This is a genomic window from Serratia sp. HNCC26DJ206 (assembly GCF_057180605.1).
Genome location: NZ_JBXUGP010000018.1, coordinates 21,234 through 41,955, shown reverse-complemented (window position 1 = coordinate 41,955; position 20,722 = coordinate 21,234). Strand labels below are relative to the sequence as shown.

Below are 20,722 nucleotides of genomic sequence, written 5' to 3'. Positions count from 1 at the left end.
CCTTATAAAGAGGTGAACGCTAAGGTAGGGACATCGACAATCGTGGAACCGCCATCGGCCACCAGCGCGGCACCGGTAATAATCGATGCCTGCGGTGAACAGAGAAAACGGCACACCTGCGCGATCTCTTCGGCGCTGGCCGGGCGGCGCAGTGGCACATCGCGGCAGACCCGCTGGTAAGCCTGTTCCAGCGTTAAATTATGCGCCGCCATCAGTGGTTGCATCTCTTCATCCGCCATCGGCGTGGTCACCCAGCCGGGGCATACCGCGTTGGCGCGCACGCCCTGCGGACCGTAATCGCGAGCAATAGAGCGCATCAGGCCGATCAACGCATGTTTGGCTGTAACGTAGCCGCACACCTCCGGCCCGGCTGCCAATGAAGCGATCGACGCCACAAACAGCAGGTTGCCGCCGCTGTTCACCAGCTCCGGCAGGCAAGCCCGCGCGCTGGCAAACGCGCTGTTAAGATTGCTGTCCAGCGCCTGCTGCCACTGGCTGTCGCTCACGTCGGTAATTCGCCCCAACCCCATGCCACCGGCGCAGCCGATCAGGCAATCAATACGCCCGGCCTGCGCTAAAATCGCCGGTAACATCACCTTTTGCCAGCTGTCACCACTGGCGGCATCGCCGACCACCGCCTGCGCACCAATCTCATCCGCCAGCGCGTTCAGCGGTGCATGGCGGCGGCCAACGATAAACACCCGATCGCCCTGCTGTGCCAGCAAGCGCGCGCAGGCGGCACCAATGCCGCTGCCGCCGCCGGTGATCACCACCACTCTACTCATCGCACTTCTCCATCAACTGGCTAATCATCAGGAAGCTGCTCAGCAGCAAACGCCGCTGCTCGGCCTCCAGCCGCAAATAGCGACGGCTGGCGGGCAAACGGCTGACCACTTCGGAAGCCGCGAAATGTTCAATCTCCAACTGCCAGCCACCGTCTTTCACCTGGAGCGTAACATGGCGGAAATCAAGCTTCTCCAAGGTTGCCCCGATTTGTGGATATTGATGCAGCATGGTCAGCAGCCGCTGGGCACTCGCATGTTTGGCTTTGGTGCGATAAATCACGCCGTTGCGGCGCAGCCAGCCGCCGGTAATCACCTTCAGCACCAGCGGTTCAGCAAGCGTGGTCAGGCCCTGCAAGCGAAAACGGTGGGTGACGATATGCGCCAGAAACAGCGATTGCACCTGCTCGCTGATATCGATGCTCGGCCCCTGCGGCAGCGTCAGCCGCAGTTGGTTGGCCGCCAGCCGTTCACAGACATAGGGTTGCAAATTATTAGCCAAACGGTTCAGCGTCACCCCCGGTTGATAACCGGGAGGATCGCGCCGCCAAGCGCGATTAAGTGAGGGAAGTAAGCCGATCAAATTCCACCTCCTCGTTTTCTGCCCTGGTAAAGGCGCGTTCCAGCACTTCTTCCACCGGCACCGGTTTAAACGGGTTAACTCGCTGCACGCACAGGGTCCAGAACAACGCATAGGCAGCGGTCAGGCCAATCATGATGCCGAACGGGATATAGACGTCACTCGGGTTCATACCCGGCGGGGTAATATTGAAAATCGCCAGCAGAATACCGATGCTAGAGACGATCTGCGGCAGCGGGAACCACGGCGATTTATAGGCACGCGGCAGATCCGGGCGGCGGACGCGCAGGATCACCACCGAGCAGGTCACCAGCAGATAGGCCACGCCCCAGGCGCAGACGGCGGCCAGCACCATCGGAATGATGCGATCCAGATTGCCCTGAATGGCAATAGCATGCACACAAGGGATCAACACCGCCGCCGCAATGGCTACCACCGGGGTTTTAAACCGTGGATGCAGGTAAGCAAAAATGCGCGGCAATGCCCCGTCCAGCACCATGCCGTACATAATGCGTGGCACCGCCGCCATCAGGGTGTTGATGGTGGCGGCACCGGCCAACAGCAACCCGATACCGAGCCAGTATTTACCAAAGTCCCCCATCACTCGGCCAGCAAACGCCGGAATGGCCATCGGCGTATCCAGCAGATGCACGTTGTTGGCCGCATCCAGCACTACGTTTTCCACCTGATGGCTGAGCGCCGCACCGTACAACGCCATACAGGTCGCCACGCCGCACAATCCTAACGACATGGCACGCGGGATGACGCGGTGGGAGCGTTTAATCTCCGGTGCCATCGGCGTCACTAGTTCGCAGCCGACGAACATAAACATCGCCATGCCAATCAGGCTGAATACCGCCCAGGGATCGCCGACGTCGAGCGTACTGCCGAACCAGCCTTCCAGCGGCACCGCGTGGGGCAGCAGCAACCCGGCGATCGAGAAGATCATCAGCGTGGTCCACATGCAGAACGTCAGCACCACTTCCGCCTTGCCGAAAGCCTCAATGCCCAGCGCATTCAGCAGGCCGAAGATGATCACCAAACCGATGCCGATCATCCACGACGCATTGTGGCTTTCCACCAGAGTGTTGAGATGCTCAAAGTTCACCAGCGCCATGATGCCGGAGAGAATGGTTTCGGCAGTGCCAGCAAAGATATGCACGATCAGATAGGCCGACAGGGTGCCAGTAATGGCAAAAAATCGCCCCATGCCGCAAGAGATATAGTCATACACCGAGCCGGTGGTCGGCATGATCGCCGCCGCTTCGGAAAAAGTGGTGAGCTGTGCTTGCATCATGATAAAGGCGATCAGCATCGCCAGCGCGAAGGTATCACCCCCGATGCCAAAACCGCTGGTCACGGTCAGGATCACCGGGCTGGCCATTATCACCCCAACCGAACTGGCTAACGTGGTGGGGAACCCGACCTTGCCCCGTTCAAGCTGGGCATGGAGCCGTGATGACAGGTTCATGGTTACATCCTCTTTATAGTTTTTGACCCGGTGTTGTGGCCGCAAGAAGCGGCAATCTCACTATAAGAAGGAAAAGAAAAGTCTGACTATCGTCCTTAAGAACGAGGAGAATTAACTTGTGGGTGATATCACGCGAGCGCAGCGTATTTGCTTCTCGGCGTCGGTATGAATAATGTAGGCCTATTACCATACGATATTTAAGGATAAATCAATGACGATGCAGGGATTTAAAACCACATTGCTGTGCGCCTCGCTAGTTTTAGCCTACCCAGCCTATGCCGCAACGCAGATACAGGACATTAAGCTCAATGATGTGACGGTGTTTATTCGCGGCGCCGAGTTATTCAATAGCGCTAAAGTCACCTTACCGGCGGGTGAAAGCGAAGTGATATTTACCAATATTGCCAGCGGAGTGAATGAACAAAGCCTGATGCTGGATGCCGATAACGGGGTGGTGGTTCAATCCTCCAGCGTAAAACGGGACTTTCTGACCGAGAATATCTCACCAGAAGTGGTGCAACTGACCACGCAGATTGAAACGGCAACCCGTGAGCAGAGTAAGCTGAACGTGCAGCGGGAAGTGATTCAGGCTCAGCTCTCGGTGCTGGAAAGCAATAAAGCGCTAGGCGGTGAGAAAGAAGGCGCTTCGGTTGAACAAATTAACCAGATGCTTGAACTGGTCAGCAAGCGAATGAGCGAAGCTTTGCTGGCGGATATTGATCTTAAAGAAAAGATCGCCGCCATCGATAAAAATATCGAAAAGTTGAACAGCCAGCTTGAGGAAGCGCAGCAAAAAACCGGCCAGGCGGTGAATCAGGTGGTAGTGAAGTTTTACACGCCGAAAGCCGTGACCAGTGATATTAAATTATCCTACGTGATTCAGGATGCGGGTTGGGTTCCAACCTATGATGTGCGGGTGGAGAATATTAATCGCCCGGTAAAGCTCAGCTATAAAGCCAACGTCTTCCAAAACAGTGGGATTAACTGGAATAAAGTGAATCTGACGCTTTCCAGCGGTAACCCCAGCGAGGGCGCACAGGCTCCGCGCTTAAATCCTTGGTATCTCGATCTGTATAAGGATTACTCGCGCAGCAAAATGGTGGCGCAAGAAACGCCGATGCCCGCCATGGCCCCCGCGCCGATGGCTGATGAGTCCACCGCTACCCTGGCAGGGGCGCAAGAGCGAAAAGTTAAGAGTCAATCGTTGTCAGATTATGTGGTCACCGATGTCGGCGGTGTTAATACCCGTTTCAGCATTTCCCTGCCCTACAATATTGCCGCCGACGGCAAAGGCCATGCGGTATTAATTAAAGATGTCGATGTGCAAGGCGACTACCGTTATGTGGTAGTGCCAAAGTTAGAGCAGGATGCATTTTTACAGGTTCAGCTAAAAGAGTGGGAAAACCTCAATCTGCTGCCGGGTCAATCCAGCATTTTCTTTGAAGGTTCCTTTGTTGGGCAAGGCTATATCAATATCAAGAACGCCAAAGAGACGCTGGATCTGTCTTTAGGCCGGGATAAGAAAATTATTATTAACCGTGAGAATGACAAACAGCTCACTTCTAAATCCGAGTTTTTTGGTAATTCCGTCAGCCAGCAATATTCCTACGTTATGGAGGTCAAAAACACCCGTAAAGAGCCGGTTAAATTGGTGGTGCTGGATCAGGTGCCGATGAGCCGTGACTCCACCATCACGGTCGATAACCTCAACTATGACGGTGCCAATTACAATAAAGATACCGGCGAAGTTCAATGGGCGCTGGATCTGGCGCCAAATCAATCCCGTAAATTGGGCTTATCCTATACGGTGAAATACCCGAAAGACCAACGGGTTAACGGTCTGTAGAACGCATTTAAGTCATCCTTTCCCCCGCAGAAAACCACAAACAGGCCTGGCTATCGTTCTTAAGAACGAGGCCAGCCCACACGCGGTGCTATTTGTAGCACGCCGCTACGCCAAATATGGCAGAGATAGAAATCGCAGAAACCGTTGTAAATTCAGCGGGAAACTACCACATCATTTTTATTAATGTATTAATGAAACTGCTATTAATCAGAGATAAAAAGCCTACCAACCCAACACCGAGATGTTGTTATTAATGTGTTTTATTGCAATAACGCTCACGTTGTTAATATGTTCTTATTGTGTTAATTATTTGCTGCAACTATAACTATGCTTGCAACGTTCATATATTGCACAAGCGGCAGATCAAGAAAGGGAGGAAAATGAATCATGCAAACCACATCATCCCCCGTGCGTAACGACGCTTTTATCTCAAGCTGTCTGAATACCATTGCGCATCTGATCCCGGTTTCTGCGGCGGTATTCTATCTGGTCGATCCGGATCTGCGGCCCGAACACTATATCCTGCACGGCATTTCTGATAACACCCACCAGCAATATCTGAGTCACTTTCAGCAGTTGGATCCACATAAACCCGCCAATTTCCACCAGCAGGAGATCACCATGGTGGGCATGAACCCGGCGGCATTCGCCAATAACAGTCACTACTATCACGACTTTATGTTGCCGAACCAGATGCGCGATATGACCGAGATCTTTATTCGCCAGCGCAAGCGGATCATCGCCGGGGTTTCGTTGATCCGCGATACGCCGTTCACCGAGCCCGAACGCAGCCGGCTGCGGGCGATCATGCCTTTGATCGAACTGGCTACCCGCGATCTGCTGCCCGACGCAGAGGCACCACTGCTCACCGCCAAAGAGCAGGAGATCGTCAATATGGTGCGCGAAGGGGCGAGTAATAAACGCATTGCCTTGAAGCTGGGGATTTCGCTCTCGACGGTGAAAACGCATATGCGCAATATCTTTGCCAAAACGGCGGTGGTTAACCGCACTGAGTTGGTTTCCAGCGGTTTTATCGCTCACGGCTGATCGTTTTACTCAAAATATCACAGCACAAGATCCGCCAACTCTGGCGTGGCTTCCGCATGCGCAAAAAACGGCGTGGCGGGTATTTATGGATGAAAATCAAGGATATTTATTATGCCCAAGCACTCAATCGCAATGCCTGCTGTCGGTGCCGCGCTCCCCTGCCCGCCCGGGCTGCTCACGGCAATAACAGGAGTTATAAGGTGAAAAGAAAAACCGGTTTCTTCTTTGATGAACGCTGCTTCTGGCACAGCACTGGCCTGCACGCCACCACTCTGCCAGTGGGCGGCTGGGTGCAACCGCCATCGGGCGCAGGCCATGCGGAATCGCCGGAAACCAAGCGGCGGATGAAAAACCTGATGGACGTTTCCGGCCTGTCGCGCCAGCTCAACCTGCTGAGCGCAGAACCGGCGGAAGAAGAGGATCTGCTGCGTATCCACCCCGCACACTACCTGCAACGCTTCAAGCAACTGAGCGACAACGGCGGCGGCATGCTGGGGGAAGAAGCGCCATTGGGGCCAGGCAGTTATGAGATCGCCAAGCTCTCCGCCGGCTTGGCCTGCGCCGCCGTCGAGGCGGTGCTGAAAGGCGAATTGGACAATGCCTACTCGCTATCGCGCCCGCCGGGCCACCACTGCCTGCCGGATCAATCGATGGGATTCTGTTTTCTGGCCAATATCCCGATCGCCATCGAACGCGCTCAGGCCAAACTCGGGTTGGGTAAAGTAGCGGTGATCGACTGGGACGTGCACCACGGCAATGGCACTCAGCATATCTACTGGCAGCGCGATGACGTGTTAACCATTTCTTTGCATCAGGACGGCTGTTTCCCTGCGGGTTACGCCGGTGAGCAGGATCGTGGGGAAGGTGCCGGTCGCGGTTATAACCTCAATATTCCACTGCTGGCCGGTGCCGGTGACGACGGCTATCAATACGCCATGCAGCAGATGGTGATCCCGGCGTTGGAGCGTTTCAAGCCGGAATTAATCATTATCGCCTGCGGTTACGACGCCAACGCCCTCGATCCGCTGGCGCGCATGCAACTGCACAGCGACAGCTTCCGCGCCATGACTGCGCTGGTGCAAAGCGCTGCCGATCGGTTATGCGAGGGTAAACTGGTGATGGTACATGAAGGCGGTTATGCCGAAGCCTACGTGCCGTTCTGCGGGCTGGCGGTGATGGAGGAGTTGAGCGGGATCCGCACCGAAGTGCAGGATCCGCTGCTGGGGTTTATTCAGCAACAGCAGCCTAGAGAAGCCTTCAACCAGTTCCAGCGCGCAGCTATTGATAGGTTGGTGAAGGAGCTTGATCTGTAATTCCTGTACAGCGGCGTGGACATCCACGCCTCTGTCTCCAACATATTTAACGAATAAACCGGAAAGTCTTCGACTGGCACGGCGCAAGCTGACCGAAATCCGCGCTCGCTGCACTCTGCTGCGCCAGCGGTTGTTCATCCATACCGGTTTCCAACCACGCCTGTGGCGGTGTTTCCAGCGTTAACTGCCCGCCGATCGTCACCTGTTCTGAAGGGTTGTAGACGCGGATGATCAGGGCTTCGGCATCTTCGGCCTTTTTCAACACGCTCAACACCGGGCCAGATTCCGCCATCGACAGCAGGCTGAAACGCAACGGGGTGCGGAACGCCGCCAGGTTCAGCTTCATCGCATCGAACGGGATTTTGTTGTAGCAACGTACCGGGGTGACGTAGGCCCGCGCCTGCTGCATCACGCCCGCCTGGTGCGGATCGCCGGCAAAGCTGAACAGGCTGAAGCGGCAGTGCAATTTGCCACGCATCTGCGAATCCGGCGTCGGCAGTTTGATGCCGGAAGGGCGGCCTGGGCGCAGCAGTAACTCTTCCTTGCCCAGCACGCCGACCGAGCGGAACAGCGTCAGCGCAAAGGTATCGCGGCGTTCACCGATAATCTCAAACTCGCGCAGCCCTTCGGTGAACAGCGCCAAGCCATGGTGCCGATCGTGCAACGCGGCAAAGTTCATCAGTTGCCACACCGGGATCGGCGCTTCCTTCCAGCCTTCCTGTTGCCAATACGCCATCGCCGGATCGTCCACCGGGCGGGTAATGCTGCCAAACTGGTTATCCGCCAGCACGCTTTCACTGGCAAACGGCGTCGGGATCAGCACGCGCACGCGGTGATCGTCGGCCTGGTTATCCAGTTGCATCTCAATGTCGATGCGGCGGTTGTCGTGCGCCAGCGTGATCTGGCACTGTACGTCCAGATAGCCGGCGGTTTGGCGTTCGGCGCGCTGTTGCAGATTGGCAGGCAACGCCATACGCAGGGCCAGCGTGGCGGTGCTCTGCCAGGCTTCGTGGCGCATGGCGATGGTCACAGCGCTCTGCGTGGAGTCGATCACCCACTCCTGACGAGAAGGGGAATAATCATATTCGTCGCCATCGTCCGAGCCGTCTTCCAGTTGCAGCACCTGCTGATAGCGGCAACCGGTCTGTTTATCTTCAATATCCAGCGTGCCGTTAGCATTCAGGCCGATGCGGTAATAGCGGTTTTCCAGCAGGTTCGCTGGCTGCGCCGCAGGTTGGCGCAGAACCCCGGCCTGATTGGCGTGGATATGCAGGGTGCAATACCCCATTGCCGGTAAACTTTGGCGCAGCTGAATATCGTATTCCATAAACGGATCGTAGTTGCCGTAATGGACGATTTGGCGATCCACCAAGCCCGGGTCGATCTCCCGTGCGGCACGAATAAAGTATTCCACCGGCTGACCTTGGTCGTCCACCAGCGAGAACTGCTGGGCACGAATGCGGATGGTAGTGTTGATCACCTCTTCACGGACGTAAGGCAACAGATTGAAGAAGGTCAGTTTGTCGGCCACCTGACCTTCCGCATCGCTGTGCTGCACCGGCATGTTGTCGACAATCTTGCGCATATAGAAGCGCACCAGATTCTCGGCCATGTCATCCGCCAGGATAAAGCGTGTCATGATCTCCTGATGCACTTTGTCGCTACAGCAGCAGCCGATGCTGTCGTGTGCGTGGTTTTTCAGGAGCTCTTTCCACATTTTCTCCAGCAGGCCGTGGTGATATTCAAAGCCCAACGACCAGGCGATCGCCGCCAGCGGTTCGAGAATATTGACGATCTTGTTCTCGATCTCCGCATGGGCGATCTTGATGTCCATGCGGGTTGAAGAGATGGTGCGGTGTACGCGCATGTACTTGCCGTCGTTGAATTCACCTTTCAGCGTCGCCAAACGTTCACGGCTGGCTTCGATGCGCTCAAAAACTTCTTCAAAACGGCTCATGACAAATTCGCGCTGCGGGTAGATCTCGCGCAGCTTGGCCATCACCGCGAAGATATTCTGTTGCAGCGGCATCTGATCGTGGCCGTTAGGCAGCAGGATGTCTTGGGTAACCGAAGCGTTTTCCAGCACCTTGAAGTAGCTGTCCAGCCGTTTGCGCAGCCCGGCTTCATCCTCCGGCAGATATTTACCAATCGCGTAGCCCAACGGCAGCACCTGTGCCGCCACTTCGCTGCCGTCGTTGCTCTGCCACAGGAATTCGGTTTTGTCGGTGCCGTGGCGCTCGGAGCAACCACGCCAGAACATGGCGCGCGTGATGCCAAAGCCGTTGAAGATGTGCGGTAACTGTGAGGACATGCTGAAAGAGTCCGGCAGATAGCCAATCTTCATCGGCTCGCCGAAGGCCAGACAATCACGCATGCCGTACATCAGGTTGCGGACGATGGATTCACCCGAGACCACCATGGTATCGGTCTGGGTATACCACGGGCCGATAATCAGCTTACCTGCCTGCACCAACGCCTTCACCCGCTCGCTGTTTTCCGGCTTGATGGCGAAATAGTCTTCCAGCACCGCCGTTTGCCCATCCAATACATAGAACCGATACTCGGGATCGGTTTCCAGCCGGGTCAGGATCTCTTCCATATTGTTAATCAGCAGGATGCGTGACTCCTCGGTGGTAAAATACCACTCACGATCCCAGTGCATGTGCGGCGTAATATGAACTCGTGATACTGCTTTCATCTTCAATTCCTAAATAGGGCAGCGCATTCAATAGACTGCCAATCAGTTAACGCTAAACCGTTCAAGGTGAGGTTGCTAACACCTCGGCCCTCTCCCCAAGGAAAGGGGGAACACTATTTCCTCTGCTACACCGACTCAGTTCCCTCTCCCTGAGGGAGAGGGTTAGGGTGAGGGGGTAATGCGAACCCGAAATTACTGTGGCTGAACAAGGGTGTATTTGCCCTGCTTGGTCGCCTGGCGCCGCCAGAGGATCAGCACCAGTGTGGAAATCACCGTGCCAATCAGCGCCGCGCCCAGCCAAATCGCCGCCGACAGCAACCCGCCCAAGCCATTGTCATGCAGCAGGAACAACGAGAAGATCCCCGCGCCCGGTGTCGACAGGCCGATGCCCATGCCACCGACGATAGCGCCAGTCACCATCGATCCCACCAGGAAGGAGCCGATCACCCGCAGCGGATCTTCAATCGCCATCGGGATCGCCCCTTCGGTAATGCCCGCCAGGCCCAGCAGCCAGGTGGATTTACCGGTTTCGATTTCAAACTGCTGGAACAGGCGCGGTGCTAACATCGTGGAAGCGGTGACGGTGAAAGCAGACACCATTTTGACCGCGCCGAAAATCGCATAAGGGCCGAACACGCCGTTGGCCATCGCACCCAGGCAGAAGGCATAGGCCGCTTTGTTCACCGGGCCACCGAGATCGAACGAGCACATAAAGCCGAGGATCGCCCCCAGCACCAGCGCGTTGGTGCCGGACAAGCCGTTGAGCCAGTGGGTCAGGCCGTTGTTCAACCAGGCTACCGGTTGGCCAATCACAAACAGCATCAGGCTGCCCGCCACCAGAGTGCCAATCACCGGGTACAGGTAAAACGTCAGGAAACCGTTGAAGTTCGGGCTGAGGCGCACATGGCTTTTTACCCAACGCATCAGATAACCAGCGATCAAACCGCCGACCACACCACCGAGGAAGCCGGAGCCAATCATGTTCGCCGCCAGCCCGGCGGCAAAGCCGGGGCCCAGCGCCGGTTTATCGGCCAGCGAATAGGCGGTGTAAGCAGCCAGCACCGGTACCATCAGGGTGCCAAGCATGCCGCCGCCCAATTTGCGATACATCCACAGCCAAGAGTTCTCCTGATCGAACAGATGTTGCAGGCCGAGGATCTGTGCCAACAGCACCGCCACCGCCAGCACCGTGCCACCCGCGACAATCAGCGGCACGGCAAAAGAGATACCGCTCAGCAGCGCCTGCTTGAGTTCGGTTTTCACGCTCGGTTTCTGCGCAGGCAAGTCCTGTTGCCTGACGCGTTCAGCACCGTTGCCGGATTTGCCCGCTGCCAGCGCCTGATTAAGAATGCGTTCAGCATGTTTGATCGGCTCCGCCACCGGCGTTTCGATACGTGGAATGCCGTTGAAGCGCTCCACCTCTTTGATCGCCACCTCAGCGGCAAACACGCAGGCGGTGGCTTGATTCAACTGCTCAGCCGTCAGGCGGCCTTCGATGCCGTTGGCACCCTGTTTTTCCACATAGACGTTAATGCCGAGCTTACGCCCCGCCTTTTCCAGATATTCCGCCGCCATATAGGTATGGGCGATCCCTGCCGGGCAGGCGGTCACGCACACGATCGTTGGCCGGGCGGGATCCTGCTGCGGTTGTTCAGGCTCTGGCGCATCGCGGGACAACAGGGCCAGCAACTGTTCCGCCGTGGTGGCCTGCAATACCGCCGCACGAATGTCGTCATCCACCAACGCGGTGGTCAGCGTGGTGAGCAATTGCATATGGGTGGAACCGGCCTGAGCCTCGGGGATCGCCAGCAGGAAGATCAGGTTGACGCTTTCCGGGCCATCAATGCCTTCCCACTCAATCGGGGTTTTCAGCGTAGCGACGGCAAATGCCGCCTCTTTGACCGTATCGCTTTTACCGTGCGGCACCGCCAGCCCTTCCCCCAGAGCGGTAGGGCCCTGCGCTTCGCGGGCGAATACCGCCTGCAGGAAAGCCTCTTTGTCGTGCAATTTGCCTTGCTCGGCCAGTTGTTCGGCCAGCAGATGAATGGCCCGGTCGCGCCCCGCAAACTCCGTTTGCAGGTTGATCAGGCTGGGGTGGGTCAGGCTGCTCAGGTTCATCGCTATCCTCGGTTTAACTGCTTTCGCTGTGAAGCCAACACGGCTCCATCACCAGACAGGTGGCGATAATAACAAGTAGTACCATACCATTTTGTGATCAATTTCAAATCACAATTATTTTTGTATTAAATTTGTATTATCTGTGTAGGCCAATAATTCAACGAAAGACGGGTTATTGGTTTTATTATCCTAATGTGAAGGCTAGAATGCAGGCAGAAAGCCATACACCATCGGGGATGCCAACATCTTGAGCAAGAAGCCTATTTATCGCCAGATTGCGGATACTCTGCGCCAACAGGTTGCCAGCGGCGAACTGAAACCAGGCGATGCGCTCCCGACAGAAGCCCTGTTGTGTGAACAGTACGGCGTCAGCCGGGTAACGGTGCGCCAGGCGCTGAAGTTGCTGACCGAAGAGCGGGTGATCGAAAGCCTTCAGGGCAGCGGCTGGTATGTGAAAGAAGAGCGGGTTAATTACGATATTTATCAGTTGACCAGCTTTTATGAAAAACTGGCCGATCGCAATGTGGAAACCCATAGCGATGTGCTGATCTTTCAGGTCGCCAAAGCCAGCCCGGAGATCGCCGAAGCGCTGCGTCTGACCACCGACGACAAGGTGTATTACGTCAAGCGAGTGCGTTACATCAAACAGAAACCGGTCACGCTGGAAGAAACCTGGATGCCGCTGGCGCTGTTCCCCGATCTCAGCTACGAGGTGATGCAAAAATCCAAGTATCACTATATCGAGCAGGTGAAAAAGCTGGTGATCGACCGCAGCGAGCAGGAAATCATACCGGTGATGCCTTCCGAAGATGCAGTGAACGCGCTGGGGATTGATGCACAGAAGCCGATTCTGGAGAAAGTCTCCACCGGCTTTCTGAGCGATGGCAGGGTGTTTGAATTCAGCCGTAATTTCTTTAAAAGCGAAGACTACAAGTTTACGCTGGTGGCAAAACGCGGACGCTAAGCACTTTCCCCCGACTTTACACCATAAAAAAAGCGCCCGCAGGCGCTTTTAACCTCTCAGAACCCTCAGCCCACGCGGACTGGCATACCCGAACGCGCTTTAACCGCAGCGTCGACTTCATTCTGGTCAACGCTTGGATCCATCAGCGTTTTGCCAACGGCCTCAGAGAACAGAATTGGCACTGGCTCTTTTGACTTCAGTTCCTCTTCGCTGGAAGACAGCGGATTATGCACTTCCAGGTAACGGGAACCGTCCGGCTCAACGGTGGCTTTCACCGGCTCGTTGATGAACTGCACGCGGGTGCCGACCGGCACGCTGTCGAACAGGTATTTGATGTCATCAGCACGCAAGCGCACGCAACCATGGCTCACACGCAGGCCAATACCAAAGTTGGCATTGGTGCCGTGAATGGCATACAGGCGGCCCACGTACAGCGCGTACAGCCCCATCGGGTTATCCGGGCCTGCTGGGAAGACCGCTGGCAGGATTTCCCCCTCGGCAGCATACTCTTCACGCATTTTGGCGGTCGGCGTCCAGGTTGGGCCGTCTTTCTTACGCTGTACGCTGGTCACCCAGTCCATTGGGGTGTCTTTACCCAACTGACCGATACCAATTGGTAGCACCACCACGGTATTGGTGCCTTTCGGGTAATAGTACAAACGCATTTCAGCGCTGTTGATGATGATGCCTTCACGCGGTGCACTCGGCAGAATCAACTGCTGCGGAATAGTCAGCGTGCTGCCCGGTAACGGCAGGAACGGATCCACGCCCGGGTTGGCTTCCAACATGTTGCTCAACCCCATCTGGTACTGAGCCGCAAAACTTTCCAACGGCAGTTTGCTGTCTGCTGGTACGGTAATCTGGATATTTTCCCCGACTAAGCGACTATTTTTAGCGGGTAAAGGGTATACAACGGCGAGGGCAGCCTGGCTAAACGCAGCCAGTGCCGTAAACAGGGTTAATAACGCGCGAATGCTCATTTTCATCTTCGTATTAGAGTGGTGGCCGCACTGGCTATGATTAATAAGTATTTATACCCGAGCTACTTCAAGTTGCAGGTAGGCGGCAACTGAGCGAAGCCCCAGGAGCTTGGTAAACCAAGTGACTGGGGTGAACGAAGGCAGCCAACCCCCCTGCGGCTTGAAGGGCGCCGGGTATAGCCGGCCAAGTGTGACCGGATGCGCATTATATGTGCACTTCCCCCCAAGAGTGAAACATTACTGGAGCAAATATCACACTTTTTTGTAGCCAGATGTGCTGCACGGTAAACTTTGTGTAGATATCGGCCCAGAAGCGCCAAATCTGAGCCAGATATTCGCCACCGGGCTAATCACTGTGCCAACCAACCACCGTCCATATTCCACGCCGCACCGCGCACCTGTATAACCGCATCGCTACACAGGAACAATGCTAATTCACCGAGTTGCTCCGGGGTGACAAACTCCTGCGAAGGCTGTTTCTCGGCCAGAAGATCGAAAAACGAGTGGGGCTGATCCGGCTGGCGCAGCACCAACTTTCTGCCGCCGCGCAGGCGCTGGTGGAGACCATCGAGCAAGGCGAATATTAGGCTTTTCGTCATCTGCACCATGAAAAACGCTCCCTTTCTTTATCAATAATGATTATCATTACCAAATAAGAAGATCGGCATGCAACGCCGTGACCGATCGAGATTTATCTTTGATTCAATGCTGAGCCTGAATTTGGCCGCTGAGCTTCTGCCCCGCGGCGATCTGTACTTTGATGAAATGGAGCTTGTATGAATGCTGTAATGACAATGGGCCGCCGGTTTAGCGGACGTGCGGTTTATCCTCTGTTACTCCTCACCACTCTGATGTTTACCACCCCGCTGCGAGCGCAGGCAGAACCGGAGTTACTGCGTAAGCCGATCGGCAAAGGGGCTTACGAGATGGTGTACAGCCAAAGCGAAAATGCGCTGTATCTGGCTACCTCGCAAAGCCGCAAGCTGGATAAAGGAGGGATCGTTTATCGCCTTGATCCGCAAACGCTCGATATCACGCAAGTTATTCATAACGATCTGAAACCCTTTGGTGCCGCCATCAATCACCAAACCGGCACGTTGTACTTTGGCAATACCGTCAATAATTCGGTCACCGCCATCGACAGCAAAACCGGCGAAGTGAAAGGCCGCCTGGTGCTGGACGCCCGCAAACGCTCAGATACGGTCAAACCGTTGGCCCCGCGTGAACTGGTGGCCGATGCCACTACCGATACCCTGTATATCACCGGCCTGGGGGAATCCAGCGTAGTGTGGGTGGTCGATGGTAAGGATCTGACTCTGCGCACCACCATCACCGAGACCGGCAAGTTCGCCACCGGTCTGGCATTGGATGCAGCGGCAAGTCGTCTGTATGTGACCAATGCCGAAAGCGAGTTGGTGACTATCGACACCAAAACCGACAAGGTTCTGTCACGCAAAAAGCTGGATGAGTCGAAAGAGCATTTCTTCCTGAATATCAGCCTGGATCCCGCCACGCACCGCGCATTTATCACCGACTCCAAACAGCCGCAGGTGTTGGTGGTGGATACCCGCAGCGGCAATATCTTGCAGAAAATCGACCTGCCAGAATCGCTGGCGGTGCTGTTCAATCCGACGCGTGATGAAGTGTATGTCACTCATCGCAAAGCAGGCTCGGTAAGCGTGATCGACGCCAAAAGCTACAAGTTGCTAAGCACCCTCAAAACCCCGGTTCACCCAAACAGCCTGGCGCTGTCACCGGATGGCCAGACCCTGTATGTGAGCGTGAAGCAGGCCTCCAGCCGCGATAAAGAAGCCACAGAGCCAGACGACGTGATCCGTATTGCGTTGAAGTAACCCCTTGGGGCGCAGCAGCGCCCCTCAGACGGCTGACAAAGCTGGTTATTAGGGGGAGCGTGCCGAAGGGGTCGTAACGGCGTAAGCCGTCGGAGTGCCCCTCGGTGCGCTAGACCCGAGTATCTCGGGCTAGAAGGCGACTTTGTCATCAACCTCTGGGGCGCAGCAGCGCCCCTTTCTCTTACCCCGCCCTCCAACGCCTGTTCATAGAACTGTCATTAAAAGCTGCTAATAAATTGCCGCGATAATTCATAGATTTATTAGGGAAGATTAGTAATGCTAAAAAATACAGCGCGCTCTGCAATCGCTATTGCCGTGATTGTTTCTGTCGCCCCCTCCTATTCCGTTGATAGCCGTACGATCAACGCCACAGAGCTGATCGCAGGCTTCAGCCAGCTTAACAACAGCGTGGAAGGGCGTAATGCCCTGACTGAAAACCTCAACACCTCAATCGCCATCAATAACGACTCTTCTACCGCACAGCGTGCCAGGGCGATTGCGGACAATACGATAGCGGCACTGATCGGCTCCATGGACAACGGCCTGCTGGTGGCCAATGCGCTGGGGCCGAAAATGAGCGCTATCTTCTCCGCCAACAACAGCATCAACGCGGCAACCTATAAGGCCAGCACCTTTTCCCCAAGCTTCGCGGCCCTGTTCTCGCAGGTGAATGCGCTGATCCAAATAGATTCGAGCTTTGCCAAAAACTATTTCGCCAATGGCAGCACCAACGGCAATCCGGCGATGCAGGCCACCGGCATCAGCCTGCCGGAAGGCGGGGTGTATAACGTCTACGATCTGGCTTACCAGCCTACGGAGGAAAACCGTAACACCGTAGGCGACTCACGCCCGGTGCAGGTTGCGCCAGACAGGATCGACAGCTTCAGCGCGCTCGATTTCTTCGGGGCACAGACCGACAGCGCGGTATCCATCCTGCCGACCCTCAAGGGAAATGCGTCTTTCCCCAGCGGCCATACCGCTTTCGGCTTTGCCAGCACCTATCTGTTTGCAGAAATGGTACCGGAACGTTTCCAAGAGTTTCTCCTGCGCGGCTCTGAATATGGCAACAGCCGCGTCACGCTAGGCGCTCACTATGCGCTGGACGTTATCGGTGCGCGCATTATGACCACCTACGCCATGGCGCAAATCCTCAACAATAACCCGGATTATTTGGGAAAAAACATCTCGGGGTTCTTGGGCGGGCCGATCACCACCACCAACGATTTTCAAACCTTGATGGCAGCGGCGCAAACGGATCTGCGCGCGTTGCTGGAACAAGGGTGCGGCACCACGCTGGCAGCCTGTTCCGCCGCCGACCAAGCGGAGCGCTTGCAGCAGGCGGCACGTAACAAGGCCGATTACACCTATCGCCTGACTTACGGCCTGGATCCGATCGGCCCCACCGATCTCGCCCCCGTGGTGCCGGAAGGGGCCGAAGTGCTGATCGCCAGCCGCTTCCCCTATCTGAGCGCCGAACAGCGGCGCGAAGTGCTCGCCACCACGGAGATCGAATCCGGCCACGCGCTGGATAACGGCTCAGGATGGGCGCGCCTCAATCTCTATGCTGCTGCCGATGGATACGGTGCCTTCAACGGCAACGTTGCCATCACCATGGACGCCAGCCAAGGCGGCTTTAGCGCCTACGACGCCTGGAACAATGATATCGCCGGTAACGGCAGCTTCGTGAAAAACGGGTCAGGCATCCTCGAACTTACCGGTAATAACCGTTTTTCAGGCACCACAGAGGTTGCTGGCGGCGCGCTGATCGTCAATGGTTATCACGGTAACTCTGCCGTCACGGTCGATGACGGCGCATTGCTCGGCGGTTCCGGCACGGTCGGTGCGTTGAACGCGCTGTCTGGAGCAGTGATCGCACCAGGTAACTCGATTGGCACCTTGCAGGTGGCTAATGACCTCACCTTCCAGCCTGGAGCGCACTATGCCGTCGAAGTCGCTGCCAATGGCAGCAGCGATCTGATCCAGAGCGCCGGGGCTGCCGTATTAAATGGCGGCGAAGTGGATGTTTCGCTGGAAAACAGCGGCAACCTGCTCAACCAGAGCGAAGTACGCAGCCTGCTGGGCCAGCAATACACCATCCTGACCGCACAGCAAGGCATCAGCGGGCAGTTTGACAGCGTACAACCGGATTATCTGTTCCTGGGTAGCACGCTGAACTATCAACCGAATCAGGTGACCCTGAACGTTGGGCGTAACGCCACCGCCTTCGCCGATGTGGCACAAACGCAGAACGAGCGTGCCGTGGCGCGCGCCGCCGAGACGCTGGGCGCAGGCAACCCGGTGTACGAAAGCATCCTGAGCAGCGGCGCACCTTGGGAAGCTCGACAGGCGTTTCGCCAACTGTCGGGGCAAATCCATGCCGATCTCGCCTCCGCCCAGCTGAATGACAGCCGTTACCTGCGTGAAACCCTGAACGGGCGGTTGCGTCAGGCCGCAGGGCTGGCCAGTTCGCCGGAGATCAAGGCGAACGAAGGCGGCGCCTGGGCGCAACTGTTAGGCGCTTGGGATCACGCCTCCGGTAATGCAAACGCCACCGGCTATCAGGCATCAACCTACGGAGTGCTGATGGGGTTGGACTCTGCCTATGCCGAAGACTGGCAGCTCGGTATCGCGACAGGTTATACCCGGACTTCGCTGGATGGCGGCTACGGTTCTAACGCTAACAGCGACAATTATCACCTGGGGATGTACGGCAGTAAGCAGTTTGATGAGTTGGCATTGCGCGCTGGCAGTTCCTATACCTGGCACCGCATTGATACCGCCCGCACCATCAACTATGGCGCGCAGTCAGACAATGCTTCGGCCAAATACAGTGCCCGCACCCAACAACTGTTCGCCGAGGCAGGCTACAGCATCAAAGCTGCAGAAGTGAACCTCGAGCCCTTTGCCAACTTGGCTTACATCAATTTCCAGAATAACGGTATTGCTGAAAATGGTGGTGCCGCTGCGCTACGTGCAGATAAGCAGCACACTGACGTGACGGTTTCCACACTGGGGTTACGTGCTGATACCCAGTTGCAAGCCGTCACGCTGCGTGGTGAATTGGGTTGGCAACACCAGTATGGCGAGTTAGATCGCGCTACCGGGTTGATGTTTAGCGGCAGCAGCTCATCGTTTGTGATCAACAGCGTGCCGGTATCCCGCGATGGCGCGGTGTTGAAAGCCAGCGCAGAAGTCGCCGTTGGCAAGAATGCAGCTCTGTCACTGGGCTACGGTGGTTTGCTCTCACAAAACCATCAGGATAACCGCGTTAACGCGGGCTTTAGCTGGCGTTTCTGATTATTTCACCAGCCCATACCGATGGATATGGGCTATTCCCCTACAAATATAATGGCTTATTTTCGGCCAGTATTAACCGCCTTGCCAATCCTACAAAATTAACGCCATCAAATTGTTTTTTATAACTTTATTTTTAAAAAATAAATATACGCATAACGCCCAACAAAATATCATCTCCCCCAAGCACAAGATAACTCTTATAGTGCGCCCTATCGGTGGAGCAAGCATTGAACGTAATACTCTTTATCTTCTGCAATCACCTCGTTAAAACAGAACACTACTGGTTAAACTTTATTATCACCCCTCTGGCCTGATAGAAAACCACTTCAGATTTGCTCAGAGTTTTAGGATTACATCATGAATCAAAAAAAGATTGTGCTGCAATGCGCTTGCCATTTTACGCGCATTGGGTTAGGTACGTTAATTAACAATACGTCCTTCGCTGAAAGCGTTAATTTTATTGACAGAGTCAATACCCAAGAAAATTTCGAATCAGATGTCAGTAATTTAACATCTGGAGATATCGTCATCATCGTATTACGCGATAATGACTATGATCCAGTTTCGCTGATCAATCTGGTTTATGAGCGTTTATCCAAAGTACCGCTAAACGGTAGGATATTATTCATCGGCAATATTGCCTATATAAATAAGTTTCGCTACTACCTTGCGAGCCTAAAAAATGCCTGGGCATTTATCGATATCTCAATGCCACTAAAGCAGTTACAGCAACAGTTGCAAAATGCAGCTTTAATGTCTACTGACATGTATCAGTATTCTCAACCGACCGCGACCACGCTCACACCACGTGAATTGACCGTGCTGTATCGAATATTGAACGAACAATCAATCCTTCAGATAACCAAGGAGCTAGGCATTAGTGAGAAAACGGTGAGCTGTCATAAACGCTCCGCACTCGTTAAGCTCAATGTTCGCTCGTTGAATCCTCTGCTGCTGGGTAAAGATAATAAAGAAAAAATGGAGCGTAAATTATCTCCATCACTGAATACCGAGCCCCCACAGAGAGGAAGAACTGTTTTACATACTATATTTGACGTGTTGTTTAAAAAGCCTCTCGCTCATCAAATTGCTACCGATAAAAACGAAAAATTTCATGACCAGGTAAAAAATTGAAGTATGGCGAATATACCCAAAATAATTCGAGTTGCTTGCAGGCGGCAACTGAACGAATCCCCAAGAGCTTACTCAAGTAAGTGACTGGGGTGAGTGAAGGCAGCCAACACCCAAGCAACTTGAAGTATGACGGGTATATATCCACGACATGGCAGGGATCCTGACCGAAGCCAACATCCTCGATCTGGTGGAACGCTACTGGCGGTTATGCAATTTAAAAAGTCATCCTCAGTAGATAAGGGGCGTCAGCGCCGGGCCGCTCTGTTGGCATTTTCCGCTTTCCCAGAACTGAAACATGTGACTCTGGTGGATGAAGACGTGGATATTTTCGATAGCGACGACATTCTGTGAGCAATGCAGGCTCGCTACCAAGGGGATGGATACCGTGTTTATTCCCGGCGTGCGCTGCCATCCGCTGGATCCGTCACAGATACCGGCCTATAGCCTGAGCATTCTACAGCAAGGTATCTCCTGCAAAACTCTGTTTGACTGCATCGTCCCCTTCCACCTGAAAAGCCACTTTGAGCGTTCGCAGTTCAAAGAAGTGGATGTGAAACGTTCCCTGCCTGACTTCGAATAACCGAGCAAGGACGCGGCTTTTGTGAGCCACGTCTCTCTTGGCAACTGGCTGAAAATCAG

General features: G+C 55.0%; 13 protein-coding genes and 2 pseudogenes. 8 read left to right on the top strand and 7 right to left on the bottom strand.

Annotation, left to right across the window (positions count from 1 at the left end; genetic code table 11):
- Positions 1–2: 2 nt before the first annotated feature.
- Genes AC2A1E_RS13460 through AC2A1E_RS13450 form a run of 3 tightly spaced genes read right to left on the bottom strand, consistent with a single transcriptional unit; the run spans position 3 to position 2,833 of the window.
- A complete protein-coding gene (locus tag AC2A1E_RS13460; protein ID WP_484384178.1) occupies positions 3–785 on the bottom strand; it encodes an SDR family NAD(P)-dependent oxidoreductase in 783 nt (260 codons plus the stop codon).
- Positions 778–1,365: a DUF3156 family protein gene (locus AC2A1E_RS13455; protein WP_484384177.1), complete on the bottom strand. Its 588-nt coding sequence runs from the start codon at positions 1,363–1,365 to the stop codon at positions 778–780. The genes AC2A1E_RS13460 and AC2A1E_RS13455 overlap by 8 nt, the downstream gene beginning before the upstream one ends.
- A complete protein-coding gene (locus AC2A1E_RS13450; RefSeq protein ID WP_484384176.1) occupies positions 1,340–2,833 on the bottom strand; it encodes an APC family permease in 1,494 nt (497 codons plus the stop codon). Before AC2A1E_RS13450 ends, AC2A1E_RS13455 begins: the two co-directional genes overlap by 26 nt.
- A gap of 211 nt (positions 2,834–3,044) precedes the next feature.
- Between AC2A1E_RS13450 and AC2A1E_RS13445 the strand changes: the two genes are divergently transcribed.
- The 3 genes from AC2A1E_RS13445 (at position 3,045) to AC2A1E_RS13435 (ending at position 7,039) form a co-directional block, all read left to right on the top strand.
- Complete coding sequence (locus tag AC2A1E_RS13445) at positions 3,045–4,679, top strand: DUF4139 domain-containing protein (RefSeq protein WP_484384175.1); 1,635 nt, start codon at positions 3,045–3,047, stop codon at positions 4,677–4,679.
- A gap of 387 nt (positions 4,680–5,066) precedes the next feature.
- Positions 5,067–5,726 (top strand): LuxR C-terminal-related transcriptional regulator, encoded by a 660-nt coding sequence (locus tag AC2A1E_RS13440; protein ID WP_484384174.1) that lies wholly within the window; start codon positions 5,067–5,069, stop codon positions 5,724–5,726.
- 200 nt (positions 5,727–5,926) lie between these two features.
- Positions 5,927–7,039: a class II histone deacetylase gene (locus tag AC2A1E_RS13435; protein WP_484384173.1), complete on the top strand. Its 1,113-nt coding sequence runs from the start codon at positions 5,927–5,929 to the stop codon at positions 7,037–7,039.
- Between the two features lie 46 nt (positions 7,040–7,085).
- On the opposite strand, the gene mngB is transcribed toward AC2A1E_RS13435, so the two are convergent.
- Entirely contained in the window at positions 7,086–9,737 is a 2,652-nt protein-coding gene (gene mngB, locus AC2A1E_RS13430) for a mannosylglycerate hydrolase (protein ID WP_484384172.1), read from the bottom strand.
- Positions 9,738–9,929: 192 nt separating this feature from the next.
- Positions 9,930–11,855, bottom strand: a complete 1,926-nt coding sequence (gene mngA, locus AC2A1E_RS13425; RefSeq protein WP_484384171.1) for a PTS 2-O-a-mannosyl-D-glycerate transporter subunit IIABC — start codon at positions 11,853–11,855, stop codon at positions 9,930–9,932.
- Between the two features lie 247 nt (positions 11,856–12,102).
- Between mngA and AC2A1E_RS13420 the strand changes: the two genes are divergently transcribed.
- Complete coding sequence (locus tag AC2A1E_RS13420; RefSeq protein WP_459401170.1) at positions 12,103–12,819, top strand: GntR family transcriptional regulator; 717 nt, start codon at positions 12,103–12,105, stop codon at positions 12,817–12,819.
- Between the two features lie 65 nt (positions 12,820–12,884).
- Here AC2A1E_RS13420 and AC2A1E_RS13415 read toward each other — a convergent pair whose 3' ends face one another.
- Complete coding sequence (locus tag AC2A1E_RS13415) at positions 12,885–13,805, bottom strand: L,D-transpeptidase family protein (protein WP_484384170.1); 921 nt, start codon at positions 13,803–13,805, stop codon at positions 12,885–12,887.
- A 344-nt stretch (positions 13,806–14,149) separates the two neighbouring features.
- A pseudogene (locus AC2A1E_RS13410) lies at positions 14,150–14,293 on the bottom strand (SDR family oxidoreductase); the annotation flags it as partial.
- Positions 14,294–14,575: 282 nt separating this feature from the next.
- Here AC2A1E_RS13410 and yncE point away from each other — a divergent pair.
- From yncE to AC2A1E_RS13390, 4 genes and pseudogenes are all read left to right on the top strand, one after another.
- Positions 14,576–15,652 carry a 7-bladed beta-propeller protein YncE gene (gene yncE / locus AC2A1E_RS13405; protein ID WP_484384169.1) on the top strand — a complete coding sequence of 359 codons (1,077 nt, stop codon included), beginning with the start codon at positions 14,576–14,578 and terminating at the stop codon, positions 15,650–15,652.
- A gap of 276 nt (positions 15,653–15,928) precedes the next feature.
- Positions 15,929–18,949, top strand: coding sequence for an autotransporter outer membrane beta-barrel domain-containing protein (locus AC2A1E_RS13400; protein ID WP_484384168.1), 3,021 nt, complete (start codon positions 15,929–15,931; stop codon positions 18,947–18,949).
- A gap of 357 nt (positions 18,950–19,306) precedes the next feature.
- Positions 19,307–20,083, top strand: a complete 777-nt coding sequence (locus AC2A1E_RS13395) for a helix-turn-helix domain-containing protein (protein ID WP_484384167.1) — start codon at positions 19,307–19,309, stop codon at positions 20,081–20,083.
- 174 nt (positions 20,084–20,257) lie between these two features.
- A pseudogene (locus tag AC2A1E_RS13390) lies at positions 20,258–20,663 on the top strand (UbiD family decarboxylase); the annotation flags it as partial.
- Between the last annotated feature and the right edge of the window lie 59 nt (positions 20,664–20,722).